Origin of the sequence: Niallia sp. MER 6, assembly GCF_023714395.1 — a bacterium.
Taxonomy (GTDB): Bacteria; Bacillota; Bacilli; order Bacillales; family Cytobacillaceae; genus Niallia.
Genome location: NZ_JAMAUK010000017.1, coordinates 27743 through 42615 on the forward strand (window position 1 = coordinate 27743; position 14873 = coordinate 42615).

At 37.2% G+C, this 14873-nt stretch carries 14 protein-coding genes; 2 read left to right on the forward strand and 12 right to left on the reverse strand.

Annotated features, from left to right (window positions below):
- Positions 1-166: 166 nt before the first annotated feature.
- Positions 167-1420, reverse strand: coding sequence for an MFS transporter (locus M3600_RS18245; RefSeq protein WP_251646998.1), 1254 nt, complete (start codon positions 1418-1420; stop codon positions 167-169).
- Positions 1421-1635: 215 nt separating this feature from the next.
- The gene (gene ltaS / locus M3600_RS18250; protein WP_233314760.1) at positions 1636-3597 is read right to left on the reverse strand and encodes a lipoteichoic acid synthase; all 1962 of its coding nucleotides are present in this window, start codon (positions 3595-3597) and stop codon (positions 1636-1638) included.
- 474 nt (positions 3598-4071) lie between these two features.
- On the opposite strand from ltaS, the gene M3600_RS18255 reads away from it, so the two are divergent.
- The gene (locus M3600_RS18255; protein WP_251647000.1) at positions 4072-5121 is read left to right on the forward strand and encodes a M42 family metallopeptidase; all 1050 of its coding nucleotides are present in this window, start codon (positions 4072-4074) and stop codon (positions 5119-5121) included.
- Between the two features lie 52 nt (positions 5122-5173).
- Here the strand turns inward: M3600_RS18255 and M3600_RS18260 are convergent, their stop codons facing one another.
- From M3600_RS18260 to M3600_RS18300, 9 genes are all read right to left on the reverse strand, one after another.
- A complete protein-coding gene (locus tag M3600_RS18260) occupies positions 5174-5725 on the reverse strand; it encodes a M15 family metallopeptidase (RefSeq protein WP_233314033.1) in 552 nt (183 codons plus the stop codon).
- 65 nt (positions 5726-5790) lie between these two features.
- The gene (locus tag M3600_RS18265) at positions 5791-6729 is read right to left on the reverse strand and encodes a response regulator (RefSeq protein WP_233314034.1); all 939 of its coding nucleotides are present in this window, start codon (positions 6727-6729) and stop codon (positions 5791-5793) included.
- 389 nt (positions 6730-7118) lie between these two features.
- A complete protein-coding gene (locus M3600_RS18270) occupies positions 7119-8063 on the reverse strand; it encodes a C40 family peptidase (protein ID WP_233314035.1) in 945 nt (314 codons plus the stop codon).
- 281 nt (positions 8064-8344) lie between these two features.
- Positions 8345-11479 carry an SbcC/MukB-like Walker B domain-containing protein gene (locus M3600_RS18275; protein WP_251647002.1) on the reverse strand — a complete coding sequence of 1045 codons (3135 nt, stop codon included), beginning with the start codon at positions 11477-11479 and terminating at the stop codon, positions 8345-8347.
- Positions 11476-12621 carry an exonuclease SbcCD subunit D gene (locus tag M3600_RS18280; protein ID WP_237941319.1) on the reverse strand — a complete coding sequence of 382 codons (1146 nt, stop codon included), beginning with the start codon at positions 12619-12621 and terminating at the stop codon, positions 11476-11478. The genes M3600_RS18275 and M3600_RS18280 overlap by 4 nt, the downstream gene beginning before the upstream one ends.
- 173 nt (positions 12622-12794) lie before the next feature.
- Positions 12795-12995, reverse strand: a complete 201-nt coding sequence (locus M3600_RS18285; RefSeq protein ID WP_233314038.1) for a cold-shock protein — start codon at positions 12993-12995, stop codon at positions 12795-12797.
- 215 nt (positions 12996-13210) lie between these two features.
- Complete coding sequence (locus M3600_RS18290) at positions 13211-13345, reverse strand: YvrJ family protein (protein WP_233314039.1); 135 nt, start codon at positions 13343-13345, stop codon at positions 13211-13213.
- Positions 13346-13403: 58 nt separating this feature from the next.
- A complete protein-coding gene (locus M3600_RS18295; RefSeq protein ID WP_233314040.1) occupies positions 13404-13619 on the reverse strand; it encodes a DUF2922 domain-containing protein in 216 nt (71 codons plus the stop codon).
- Positions 13620-13650: 31 nt separating this feature from the next.
- A complete protein-coding gene (locus tag M3600_RS18300) occupies positions 13651-13869 on the reverse strand; it encodes a DUF1659 domain-containing protein (protein ID WP_233314041.1) in 219 nt (72 codons plus the stop codon).
- A gap of 168 nt (positions 13870-14037) precedes the next feature.
- Here M3600_RS18300 and M3600_RS18305 point away from each other — a divergent pair, with 168 nt between their 5' ends.
- Positions 14038-14295: a phage holin family protein gene (locus M3600_RS18305; RefSeq protein ID WP_233314042.1), complete on the forward strand. Its 258-nt coding sequence runs from the start codon at positions 14038-14040 to the stop codon at positions 14293-14295.
- A 385-nt stretch (positions 14296-14680) separates the two neighbouring features.
- Here M3600_RS18305 and M3600_RS18310 read toward each other — a convergent pair whose 3' ends face one another.
- On the reverse strand, positions 14681-14863 hold the full coding sequence (locus M3600_RS18310) for a hypothetical protein (protein ID WP_233314043.1): 183 nt from the start codon (positions 14861-14863) through the stop codon (positions 14681-14683).
- Positions 14864-14873: the final 10 nt, after the last annotated feature.

Here is a 14873-nt window from a genome sequence, read left to right on the forward strand (position 1 = left end):
CTATTTGACAAGCAGGATTTTTTATGATAATATAATATTAGATAGTTATAAATATTTTTATATGTTGTTATTTATAACTTTTCAAGTATATCATAATTTTCTTTACATATCTATAGAAATCATCCCATGCTAATAAGAAGCATGGGATTTTTTGCGTTTTCATTTTTTAAATCTTCGCCGCGGTTCTTTTCAAAAGAAGCGTATCTTTTCTCTTTAAGTATACGTAATAAGCAAAGAAAAATACACCGCTTAACGCTCTCAAAACAGATGATATATTCATCGCACTGTATATATTCGTCATTTCCAGCAGCACTACACCTGCTTGGGGTGCTACAAATGCAACAAGTGCCAAAAGGATATTATAATTTGATATACTTTGACTTCTTGTTTCTTCATTGGTGCTGTCCAGCAGCTGATTAAACAATAGCAGAACCGTTCCTGACACGAATAGTCCAGCAAGGAGATTAACAGCAACTATATAAGGTAAATTAGTGGATAGCACCGTCATAAATGGAGTTGTTGCCATCCCTAACGATACAAGGACAAGCATTTTAGAATGGGAATGCTTTTCAGCCATCCTGCCCCACCATTTAAAGCTGACAATTTGTCCGATGGAGTTGGCGACAGCAAACAAACTGATCCATAAACCAGTAGCTCCAGCGTACTTTATTTGATAGATGCTGAATAATGACCAGCACATTTGCCATGCAAAATTAAAAAACAAACTGCATAGCAGAAAATATAAAAAAGGTTTATGCTTAAAAACTGTTAAACCAAACAATGATTTTTTAACAGCTGTTTTTGGTTTTTCTTTTATCGGTTCGACATGTCTTTTTAAATAGATAATTTCAACTATTCCGCAAAGGAAGGCAGCGATAAATAACAGCTGGTATGGCAACGGATTGCTTGAATCAAACAGCTGCAGAAACAAACCGACAAGGAAAGTTGATATCATTGCTACAATTGTCATAACCTTATTGCGCGTGCTAAAAAATATATTTCGCCTCGTTTCTGAAACGATATCAGCAATTAAAGCCTGCCATGATAAATTAGCAAAGGAAAAAGGCAGATTCATCAAAGCGACAAGGAGAATAAATGTCCAGCTTTGCATTGTCTCTGGCAGGAAAACAACTAATGCCATCCCAATTAGAAAGATACGCGCCATCATAAAGGAATATACTGTAAACATTTTTTTACTTTGCAGCCTGTTCATGATGACGGAACCTATAATCATCGCAAACATTCCAACAAATTGCGGCAATGAGCCGATCAGTCCAAGCTCATAGTTACTAACACCAAGAACACTAATAGCGAAAAGAGGAAAATAATTATTAGAGATATTAAGAATGAGAGTAGTATAAATCCCGTTTTTAATACTCCATTTTTCATTAGCGCTTTTCACCTGTTCATGCTCATCCATTATTGAATCCATCCTTTTATCGAATAGTTTTTCCTATCAAAATTTATTTCGAATTCTGAACTTTTCCACTAGTAATAATACTCCCATCCTATCGCTGTTACAAGTACTTTTTGAGAAATAAAAGTACAATTTTTATAAAGCTTATATAAAAGGAATAAAAGCTGTTGTTTGCAAATAAAAAAGCCGTTTATCCAATTGGATAAACGGCTTTACTTTTATTCGCCACTATCTGTTGTTGCATTTGTTTCTGTTTCAGACTCTGTTGAATCTTCACCATTTTTTACATAGCTGTAATCATCTCGATTAATTGGCGTGAACCCTTTTGGCGTATAGAAACGCAGCAGATCTTTATTTACGATAGCATCAGATGTTTGCAGCTCTGCTGCTGCACTTTCTGCTTGCTGTGCACATTCTTTGCTGTCTAATAAATCACCGCTATTCGTATCATAACAATTGTCTCCGATTTTTGTTACGGTCGGTGACACATAGTCTCCGTTACGGAACGGTATTGTTTCACGATGATCTTTTGACAGCAAATCAGATCCGATTTGCAGATAATCCTTTGTGTCTACGCCTAATAAATGAAGCACTGTCGGCATAACATCAACGTCGCCGCCATACTCGCTGACAACTTTTCCTTCAGCACCAGGAACGTGAATGAATAATGGGACACGTTGCAGCTGCGCATTCATTAACGGTGTAATTTCATCAACACCCATAACCTTTGCCATTGCAGTATTATGGTTTTCAGAAATACCATAATGGTCTCCGTACATGACAACCATTGTGTCGTCATATAAACCTTCTTCTTTCAAGTAGCTGAAGAATTCTTTAATCGACTCATCAAGATAATGAGCAGATTGGAAATAGTCGTTTACAACAGAATCGCCAAAATCACCAGCAGGGAAGTCCGTATCTCCTTCATCCATTTCAAAAGGATGGTGGTTAGACAATGTGATGAATTTTGTATAGAACGGCTGTTGCAATGATTTTAAGAGCGGCATGCTTTCCTTAAAGAAAGGAATATCCTTCATACCGTAGTTCTTTGTATTTTCTTCGGACATATCATAGTATTCTGCATCAAAGAAATAATCATAACCAATTGATTTGTACATTTCATTTCTGTTCCAGAAAGTCTTGTAGTTACCGTGGAACGCCGCAGAAACATAGCCTTTTGTCTTCAGGATAGCTGGAGCAGACTGCAATGTGTTTTGCGCTTTGTTCACGAACACTGAGCCTTGGCTCATTCCATACAAAGAGTTATCCATCATGAACTCAGCGTCAGAGGTTTTCCCCTGGCCTGTTTGATGGAAGAAGTTTTCGAAATAGAATGTGTTTTGGTTACCAACAAGAGAATTCAAGAACGGCGTAACTTCTTCTCCGTTAAGCTTGTAGTTAATAATAAAGCTTTGCAGTGATTCAAGAGAAATATAAACGACGTTTTTGCCTTCCGCTTTTCCATAATAAACGGAATTCGGCTCTGCGAAGTTAGCGTTGATATAGTTTTGCACTTCCGTTATATCACTGCTGTCAGCAAGAGCTCTTTGGCTTTCTGAGCGGGCATTCTGCACGACATCATAAATCGTAAAGTTATATGCGCCCAAATATTTCACCAAATAGTTTCGGTCAAATGATCTGCTTAAAAGCTGTGGACGATCTGCTTCTGCAAGACCTAAGTTGATGATAAACACCAAGATTGCAAGAGCAAACACAGATTTGGCAGCTCTTCTATTTTTTTGAACTTTAGGTTTATAAACTTTCGTTGCCAGCAATACTATTAGTATAATCACATCCAGGAAGTACAGGATATCAAATATGCTCATCAGCGAGTTGATGCTGTCGCTGAGCTGGCCACCGTTCACCTTCACCTGCATAACAACAGGAACGGTGATAAAGTCTGTAAAGAATCGGTAGTACACGATATTTGCATAAAGCAATGCAGACATGATTCCACTTATGACAACTATCATGATTGATTGTGCTTTTCCTTTAATAAACAAAGCAAGTCCTATAAAGAATAAAGCAGAGCTTAACGGGTTTAAGAACAGAAGGAATTGCTGCAGTGCACCTTCGACTCCAAGGCTGAACTCAACCTTATAAGCAATATACGTTTTCATCCAAAATAAAATAATGGCGATTAAAAAGAAAGAAGAATGTTTAGAGAAAAATTTCTTCATTAATTCCGCTGTACCTTTCAATCATATTCACCTCAATTCAAGTTTGTAGCAAAAAATCCAATACTGATTTCATCGGCTTCTTACTTAGCCTTTTTTTTGTAAATTTTATTGTCTAATCCTAATACAATTAGTAAAAGCCTATGTTCAGCCTTAATCGAGATGTGTTTTGCCTTTACATCAAAATACCGTTTAAAATTATAACACAGGATGATTCAAAGAGAAATAAATAAATATGCCTTCTTTTCCACTAATATCCTTCACATAGTGTTTACAAAAAGCATATAAATTCTTCAAATTAAACCCATCTTACATTAATTACAAAAAAAATGCTAGTGAAATACTATAAGTAAAAAGAATCAAAATACTTCGTTAATCAAATTAATTTTTCCCTCCTATTTCAGGGATTTCTTTAAACTATATCTTCCAGAATTTTTCAAGTATAATAAAATAGATACTTTAGCAGGAGGAATTAGCATGAATAACTGGAACAAAGAGGAGTTCTTTGAGACACTAGAGGGCTTATTAAATATAAGCAGCCCTTCTGGCAATACCGATACCATTATTGAATACATAGAACATCAGCTGCAAGCTGATGGAATCAGCACGAAAAGAAATAATAAAGGCGGCTTGATTGCAACCATTGGTGGTAAAAGCTCTGACAAACATAGGATGCTGACTGCACATGTCGATACACTAGGAGCAATGGTGAAGGAAATTAAAGCAAATGGAAGGCTTCGTCTTGACTTAATAGGCGGCTTCACCTACAACAGCATTGAAGGTGAAAACTGCCGCATCGAAACGGCAACAGGCGATGTATACACAGGAACCATTCTGCTTCATCAAGCATCTGTTCATGTATATAAAGATGCAGCCAAGGCCGAAAGAAACCAGGCAAACATGGAAGTCAGAATCGACGAACGTGTCTCTACTGCAGAGGATGTTAAAAAATTAGGAATTGCTGTAGGTGATTTTGTATCGTTTAATCCAAGAGTAGAAATGACTAAATCAGGCTTCATTAAATCTCGTCACTTAGACGATAAAGCTAGTGTTGCAATTCTTTTGCATATTATAAAGAAACTGCAAGCTGCAACAGATACTCTACCCTATACAACTCATTTCCTTATTTCCAATAACGAAGAAATTGGCTATGGCGGAAATTCCAATATACCAGCAGAAACGGTTGAGTATTTGGCTGTTGATATGGGTGCAATGGGTGATGGCCAATCAACAGATGAGTATACTGTTTCCATTTGCGTAAAAGATGCAAGCGGTCCTTATCATTTAGGGCTCCGTAAAAAGCTGGTGAAGCTCGCAGAAGATAACAGTATTCCATACCAGCTTGATATTTACCCCTATTACGGCTCCGATGCTTCTGCTGCCATCCGATCAGGACATGATATTATACATGGATTAATAGGTCCTGGAATTGATTCATCTCATGCGTATGAAAGAACGCATTTTTCCTCGATTGAGGCAACGGCAAACTTAATTTATGCTTATGTATGGAGTGAAATGGTTAAATAACTTAAATTATTCATAAAAAAAACAGCGGCAATGTCATTTTGCTGCTGTTTTTTTATGGACGTTCCCCATTTTGCAAGTCTTCAATCGATAAACCGAAGTCCATTTGAAAATGTGGATAATCCTTAAAGCTGATCCAATCGCCGCCCCACTCAAATCCTAAGGATTTAGCTATTTCGACAACCTCCGACCAGTCATCTTTTGAATTGCCGTTTCCGTCATATTCCATATCCCAAATGACTTCCCCATTTATATTCATTAAGGCAAAATCGATTGCCAATCCATAGTTATGATAGGATTCGCCGCCCTTAGCATTTGTCACAATATCTCCATCTGCAGTCCTGCCTTGGGCATACAGTTCATCCTGTTCCTCTGCGCTTCTGAAATCTGCCGTTATAACCACATTGATTCCTTTGTCTGCTGCTAAGCTTATTAGCTCATCTCTTTTTTTAGCAACGGTCTCATTTAGTTCTGTCGGCATTGGAACATTTTCTTTTTTTACAGGCTGCTTTTCCTGCCAGTACACAACAACAAATAGACATAAAATCAGACAAACTAAAAGGAAGCTGGCAATATTCCTGCTCTTTCTTTTATTTGTTTTTTTCAATAATTCTCTCCTTGTTTCTTCTATAATATTATTGCTTAGTTAACAAATAGCAACACATATTTATATCACCTGCTGCTGCTTAACTTTTTCGCCTCAAAATAAAGCACTTGGATAAACTTTTTCGTGTGAATTTTCACTTGCTTTGGTGAAACTTCCTGTTCATTGCTGAGCTCTGTCATCTTACACCTTATAGTTGAAAAATCAAAAAACTTTGTCGCGTAATTTTCAAATTTTGCATTAGTTGACGCACTTAAACCAATGTTCGCCCAATGGGTAATCGATTGATAAATGGCCCTCCGCACCCGCTGTTCACTAGCTTTCGTCTCTCTGTTCAGCTCAAGTGGCGATGCTGCTTCGCCAAGTCTCATAAATGACAGCTTTTCAAACAGCTCCTTTAAAGAAGGAAAATGAAGATCAAACCCATCATTTATTTCATGTTCATATAAATATTGAACCATTTCCAGTAAATCTTTACTGCCGTTTTCCCCGATGATACCAAGTTCTGACAGCAAAAACTCTGCTGATTCGACAATTTTTACACTTGCTTGAGCAACTGCTGTACCGTCTGCGGTGTTTTTCCCATTTGATGTCAATAAACTGTTAAGTGAACAGCGAATATCATTAACGGTTTTCTCCAGCTGAATGGATTGAATCACTTTATTTATAACAGCAACTAATTCCTTTTTGTTAATTGGTTTTGTCACATAATAATCAACGCCTTCAGCATAGGCATCGCCGATTAATTCTTTTGTTTCAACTTGAGAAAGCATGATAACTTTGCCTTTAAACTCTCTGTTCCAGGACTTTATTGTTTCAATACCATCACGCTCTGGCATCAGTAAATCCATGATGACAATGTCGATATCATTAAATTGCAATACATTGCTTGTCACTTTACAGCCTGTTTCCGCTTCTCCAATAACAGAGCCAAGCTTTTCACCCTCAATGATATGCCTCATTACAGATCGGATTGCTCCATCATCATCTACTAAAAAAAATCTCATGCATTATGCCCCTTTTTCCATTTTACTAATAATGGCCAGATTTTGCAGCTATTCGCAACTGTCCTATATACTAATTAAACATGTGTACTAACTAAAAATCTATTTTGAAACTATGTTTAAGTCGCTTTTTATCAAAATAGTACTACAAATTTTCCATTTCGTTGTATTTTTTTATTTTTCTTATTATTCAGAAGTCAAATAATAAAAAAATATAGGACGCTTATTCACCGTCCATTATAGCAGGACAACCAAAAAGGACATGTGCTAAAAATCACTTTTGTGATAAAAAGCCATGCCCTAATTATCTTAGAAAGCCTCTTTCTTTATTAGCAATTAAAGCTCCTCGAGATTTCCGAGCAATACTGATATAGAAAGGAGTTCTCTATTTATTAGAAATATGATTTCACGCCTAAATAACGTGGTTTCCAGTATGAATTGCTCATATCTGTAATTGTAACACCTGTTGAAGATCCAGCATGAATAAATTTATTATTCCCCATATAAATACCAGCATGTGATGGACCAGAAGTTGTCTCATAAAACACGATATCGCCTACTTCAGGTGTTGAAACTTGAGTTCCAGCATTCCAAATTGTTGCAACTGTTCTAGGAATAGAAAGACCTACTTTTGAGAAAACATAATTAATGAACCCGCTGCAGTCAAAACCAGATGGTGTACTTCCGCCCCATACGTACGGAACACCAATATATTTTTGTGCTTCAGCAATTAATGCATCAGCTTTACTAGCTGTGTTTTGAGTGGGAGCAGTTGACTCGCCAGATGCAGGTGCCTTAACATTTAAGGCTTGTCCAACATAAATGGTGTCTGTGCTTAACTTATTCCACGTTTTTAATTGATCGACTGTAATCTTAAACTTTGTTGCGATCGACCATAACGAGTCTCCGCTGGCAACCTTGTACGTTGTCACTGTTGAAGCTGTTTCAGTAGTATTCGTAGCTGTACCTTGAGACGTGACGATCATTAATGATTGACCAACTTTAATGATATCGCTTGTCAAACCGTTCCATTCTTTAATCTTTGCTGCTGTCGTATTATACGTGACAGCAATTTTAGACAATGCATCACCGCTTTTCACCGTGTAATGAATATGAGTCGGAAGCAATGTCAGCTCTTGTCCTACCTTAATAATAGAACCATTTAAATTATTATAAGCTGTAAGATTCGCAACAGAAACATTATTGGCAGCAGAAATCTTCCATAATGTATCTCCTGATTTTACTACATACTTCTTTTCATGAGCACTTGCATTTGTTTGAAATCCGGCAAAAAATATAGTCGCTGTTGCACAAACAGTTAGCAGCTGTTTTTTCATGTAGCAGCATTCTCCTTTTGGTGTGTTGTTGTCTATCTGACTTTTATTCTAATAACTAACCTGCTAGATTCCTATGCGTAAAAGCTGGATGTTTTGGTGTTCATTTCCTTTTTTGCAGCAGCAAGTATAAAAATACTATAAACGTTCACAGAAAACAGTATATTAAGCCTAGTATTTTTCCGGATGATTACTGTATTACCATATAAAAGAAAGAAAGCGCAAAGCAAAAAAAGCAATACACTAGGAGTATATCCCTAGTGTATTGCTACTTTATCTGTCTATTAAAACAAATGATGGAACTGAGTGGTGCTTCCGCTTTGTCCTGCTATAACTTCTAATTGTACATCAATTCTTTCCTTTAACTCAGGCACATGAGAAATAATTCCAACCAATCTGCCGGAGCTTTGAATTTCCATCAATGTTTCAATTGCTTGATCTAATGATTCAGGATCTAATGTTCCAAATCCTTCATCAATGAACATGGTTTCCAAAGAAACACCGCCAGCATATGCTTGAACAACATCTGCAAGTCCCAATGCTAACGACAAGGCAGCTTTAAAGCTTTCTCCGCCTGATAAAGTTTTAACATGCCGTTCTTGTCCAGTATATTGGTCAAAGACAAGCAGCTCAAGCCCACTTTGAACATTTCCTTTCGATCTGTCCTTCTTTCTCATGAGCTGATATCTTCCGCTTGTCATCTTCACAAGCCTGCTGTTGGCCTCTTTTAATATATCATCAAGGAATGCCGCCAATACATAACGCTCAAACGTCATTCTGTATGTGTTCTGCCCTCTTGTAATATCATATAAATGACCGATAAGCTTATAGCTCTCTTCTAGTTCTTTAATTTCTTGATTGATTTTCTCCACCTTGCTCATAATTTCTTTATTATCATTTTCTTTTATGAGCAGATTTGTATGCTCCTGCTGCTTCTGGCTGATGACTTCATCCAAGTCTTTCCGTCTTGCCAACAGTGATTCCATATCAGGTGTTTTCACATCCCGAAGTATTTCGTCCAAATCATGATAGCGATCCCTAATTGAACGGTATTGTTCCTTATATTGCTGTATGCTAACCAGCAATGCTTCAATCTCACTTGCAGGCAGCTTCGCTTGATGAAATTGTCCGTATGTGGAAAAACCTTCTCCTGTCATCTTATCCAAGAAAATTTTCCGTTCTGTTTGCAGGTTCGCAGCAATATCCTTATGCTGCTTGTCCAAGCTTTCCATAATGCCAAGTTCTTTTTGCTGTTTCGTTTTCATTTCCTGCAAGGCAGCCTGTGATTTGCTGTATGCTTCCTCCAGAAGAGCAAGCTTAGACTCAGAGGCTGAGAGCTCCTGTTTAAAGCTAGCACTGTTCCGAAGATTTTCTGGGACTGCATTCCTCATTGTATTAAGGGCTGATTCTGATTCTGTCTTTTTTAAGGTTAACTGATGAATTTGCTCTGTTGTCTTTTCCATACGAGCAGTATTTACATCCATTGCCTTTTCCAGCTCTGTAATCGTACTATTAAGCTTTTCGAGCTTGCTTGCAGAAAGCTCTAACTTGCGCTGCTCACGCTCTAATTCTTCTGTTTCCTGTAGTACTATTTGCTTCATGTCTGCAGCAGATTTACTTACAGCATCCTGTCTAACCTCTTCTAGTTCCACTCTTGTTGCCGTCTTCTGCTCTTCTAGGAAGCTAATTTGCGAATTTGTCTGCAGCAAGTCATTTTCTGCAGCAATCTTTTCCTTCTCAATGACAGCTAAATCTGCTTTCGCACTTTTAATATCTTCCTGTGTCGGCATTGTTCCATGGTTGTTTTTAGGGTTAGGGTGATGCGTGCTGCCACAGACAGGACATGGCTTGTCTTGTTCAAGTGTTTGAGCTAAATGGTAGCTTTGTGCTGCAAGCCAGTTCTCCTCTAGTTTCTCAACAAGCGCTTTAGCATCCTCGAAGCGGGCCGTATTATGGGCTGCCAATTTCGTTTTATTTTGGACTTCTACTGTGCGTTCTGCAATTTTATTTTCAACGGATATAAGCTTTTCAAGCTTTTCCAATAAGTATCTTTTATCTGCTAATATTCCTTTGTTTTCCAAAAGGGTAAGTTTATTTTTTTCAAGTTCTTGCTTGTTTGCTTTTAATGCTTGAACGTCTTTTTCGTGCTGGGCTTTTTCATTTACTAGAAACTGCTTGTTTGCTTCTTGCTGGCTTATTTGCGCAGACGCCTTGACTACGGCTTCTTCTAATTTAGAAAACTGCTCCACATCATGCTGGATTGTTTTTAGATAAGCAATATATTCAGACAGCTTTTTTCGTTCCGGCTCTTTATCCACTTCCTGGTGAAAAGCTTTTTCTGCTTGGATTATATTTTCGGAAATTTTTTCAAGAATAGCAGTCAAATCATTTTTTTGTTGCTCACATCTGTCCAGCTGTCTTTTTAAATGATGGCAAATTTCCTCCTGTTGGGTAAGCAATGCAGCCTTTTGGGCCAATAATGCTGTCTTTTCGTTCGTTTCGACAGCTTCGCGCTGTTGTTCGAGCTTATCTTTTTGCTCTTTCAATTCTTCCCTTAGCTTCATTTGCTTTAAAACAGCTTCTGCCTCAAACACTTTATTGTTAAGGTCATCCCGTTCTTTATGCTTTGCTTCCAATTCTGTTTTTAACTGAACTGCTGTTTGCGCCATTGCTTGTAATTCCTTTTGAAGAAGCGGCATTAGGACAACATCATTATCATTACCTTGCAGAAGCAATTCTTTCAATTCATCTACAAATAGGCTAGTAATATTGGAAAGAGCAGATGCGCGCATTAACAGCTGCTGCTCCACATTCTTCTTTAGATGAGAGGATTTTTCCTTCAGCTTTTCCTCCATATATTTATATATTTCGGTATGGAAGAGACGCTGAAGAATCGCTTCCTTCTCCTTGCTGTCTGAAGTGAGAAGCTTTCTGAACTCTCCTTGTGGTATCATAAGAATTTGGCGAAATTGATTGCTGTCAATTTGCATTATCTCTTTAATTTTTTCCTCAACATCACGAATGGAAGACGCAATATTCTTTAATTCCCCATTTTCGTCATACACATATAACTCTGCTTTTGCGCCAATTGTTGTGAAGCCGTCGCCTCTTTCTTTCTTCTTCTCCTGCTGTGGTGACCTTGTGATAAGATACCGTTTATCCCTTAATTTAAAATCAAGGCTCACTTCTGTTGATAAAGAGTCACTTGCAAATTGGCTTCGCAATTCAGGGCCATTCCGGTCTTCTCCGCTTGCTTTTCCATAGATAGCATAGCTTATGCCATCAAAAATCGTCGTTTTCCCTGCACCTGTTTTGCCTGAAATAACGAACATTGTCCGAGTTCCAAGCTTAGTAAAATCGATTACTTCTGTTTTTGCATACGGCCCAAAGGCCTGCATTGTCAATTTTAGAGGCCTCATTTCAACGCTTCCTCCCTTCTGACCTGATTGATGACATCACTAATCATCTGGCGCTTTTCTTCTGTAAACTCAGCTGTTGTCATCTCTTCATAAAAGGACATAAATAAATCAAGCTCTGTTTTTCGCTTCTGGTCTTTTTCTGTTAAAGATGACTTTTTCTTTTTATCAATATTTTCTAATTTACGTTCAAGATGAAGAACGTTTGGGTACACCTGTCTCAGCTTTTGAATAGGATCCAAAATGGCTCCTTCATCTAAAATCGTTATTTTTAAATAATCATCTATTTTTTGCTGCCCATAAAAGCTTGGATCGAGCAATTCTTCCATATATCCCTCTAATTCTCGCATGTCTTTTTTTGGTGTAAAGGTATGGAAGCGCTCTGTGAAGTTGCCTTTATCATCCATTTCGATAATAGATACAGATTTACGCTGTTTTGCTTCTGAAAAGGAATACTTCATTAAACTGCCTGAATATTTAACTGATTGATGATTTAAAGCATCTGGACTGTGAAGATGGCCTAAAGCAGTGTACGAAAAAGGCGCGAACACTTCTGCACCGACACAGCCTGAACCACCAACAGACAGGACTCTTTCTGAGTCTGTTGTTTTCCCGCCTAGAACGAAGCTATGTCCTATAAGGATATTCGGTTCGCTCGCATTCAATTGAGCTTCTATTTTGCCGACGATTGCTTTCATTGCATCATGGTGATTAACGATGGAAGAATCTCCGAGAAATTCTCTTACAGTTACCGGCTCACAATAAGGAACTAAATAAAAGTTAACGCCTTTCATATGAATTGGCGCAAGGCTATTTTCGATTTTGCCGTTTAAGAAAAATTTGTTTTGTTTATACCATGAGCTTCCGAAAGATAATCGTTCTGCACTGTCATGATTGCCTGAAACAGCTAGAATCGGAATATTCAATTCAACGTTAATGGTATATAACACCTCATCAAGCAGGTTCACTGCTTCTGTAGGAGGTATGGAGCGATCATATAAATCCCCGGCAATAATAATGCCATCCGGCTGTTCTTCCTTCGCAAGCTCAACAAATTGATTAAGCATATGCCTTTGGTCCTCTGTCATATACAAACCATGAACAAGCTTTCCTAAATGCCAATCTGCAGTATGAATGAATTTCAAATCTATCACCTCAAAAAACTATATATATTAAAATTTCGTTATCTAGTATTACTATGGAGACTATCCTTCATTATAGCAAACAATTGAGTTTTGCAGTTTATGAGATTTTTTGACAATACAAATTAGGGGATGCTTCTTGTGGAAGCATCCCCTAATATATTTATGTTAGTATATTATTTTTTATTAACATTAGCAGCTTGAGGGCCACGTGCGCCTTCTACTACTTCAAATTCAACTTCTTGTCCTTCTTCTAAAGACTTGAAGCCTTCTGTTTGAATAGCAGAATAGTGTACAAATACGTCGTTTCCGTTTTCTTGTTCAATAAATCCGAAACCTTTTTCTGCATTAAACCATTTTACTTTGCCGTTGTTCATGAAAATATCCTCCTATTAGCTAAAAAGCTTCCCTTAAAATTACCATTTTATCCCGCATTTTTATTACGAATGCCAATCTTTAAAACTATGAAAAAAAGGCTGTAACACGTAAATACGTTAACTAACGGTTAATGTAAATTTAACATTTTTAGTTATTATTGCCAATAGAAAACCCTTTCATTTTTCAGATAATTACCCCAGAAATTTTATTACTATTATTTCATCCTATCTGGCAGACTATCAATTGACTGAATCATCGAGTCTAATCTTATTTCAATCCTGTACAGTAAATACATACTGACAGCGATTGGAAAGCCAGCTTCACTGATTACTGCCATCCATTCAGTCATTGCCTTCACCTCTACTTTTAGTTAAAAAGGGACAGGAAAAAAACTGCCCCTTCTTCTGCTACAGTTCATACTCGGTAACATTTCGTTCAATTACCCGTGCACCTTTCGGGGAAATTAAATCACCATTAGCTGTAGTAAAAACGTCGGCTGCAATAATGCTGTCCATTGCCGTTTTCATAGCTTCCAAATCTATTGGCTCCTGCGGCTCACCTAAAGTTAGTTTAGACTGTTTGCCATTTGCGGCGCTAAAGGTCAATTCAAGTGTTTTCGCCATTCTTTTCACCACCTTTCTATGCAAGATTTCTTTATCTTGAAATATCATAGCTTTCATGCTTTGTTACAGAATAAACAGGGAAACTCACAATCGTTTCAATAGAGTCGGCTGCCTGCAGAATCTGATCAGCAGAAGCAGTTGGCTTGACGAGATTAAAGGTTTTGCTGATTAACTGGGGGTCACCATTTTCCTTAACACCGTTTTGAAAATGCAGCTTAATACTAGTTTCTTTCAACACGATTTGTGCCATGATTAACATCACCTCCTTTCCCTTTCTATATAGACATATGGTGCTAAAAAGGACAGGGGGAATGCACCGTTATTTTTATAAATATTTTATTCATAGGTATGCAAACAAACGAAAGAAAGGATTTTTTCATAGAATGGAAGCATAAGAGGATTAAAGGAGGGAACCTACATGGAATTGGAGCTTCTAAAGGCATTTATAAACGAAAATTATTATGTTTTCATACCAGTTCTATGGGTGATTGGATATGCACTTAAACAAACACCCAAAATCCCTAATTGGCTAATTATTTGGATTTTACTAGCATTCTCCATCATTCTTGGAACTTTTGCTTATGGATTTAACCTTTCAGCCATCATAAATGGAGTATTAGTAACAGGTGTAGCTGTATTAGGACATCAAATCATTCAACACAACCCATTCAGATGATATTAAACATCTTTTATATAGAAAAAAGGCTGGTGCAAAGCATCCCTTAAGGGGAGGTGCGCACCTGCCTTTCATTTTGCGTTTTAAGCACAACAAATTTTTTATTCCTTAACCATCCTTTTTTCTATAACTAATACAACAAATAATCCTGCCAATAAACATAGACCTGAAAGTATTTTTACCGATATGTTTACAGCAGAAGTAATATCTTTCAAAAAAGAAAAACAAACATATATGAACAAAAGCCAGTGACCCTTTTTAGCTATCCGTTTTATGTTAATCACCCTTCATCTAGTTAGACTAATATTTATTGATTTTTGATCGGAGTATCCAACTGGGATAAAAAGGTACCGACCTATTTAATTATCTGTCCTTCTAGCAACTTTTAAGACTTTTCCTCTGTATATAATTTATATAGTTTTAAATGCCTCTCACTGAGCGTTTTCCGTTTCTCGATATCTCTATTTAATTGAATGAATGCTTCTAACTTAGCGTTTCTTCGCAGCCAATATACTTTTAAGTGCTCCTCACAATACCAGTTTAATGCTGTTCCTTCCCAATTTTTCAATGGACGATTT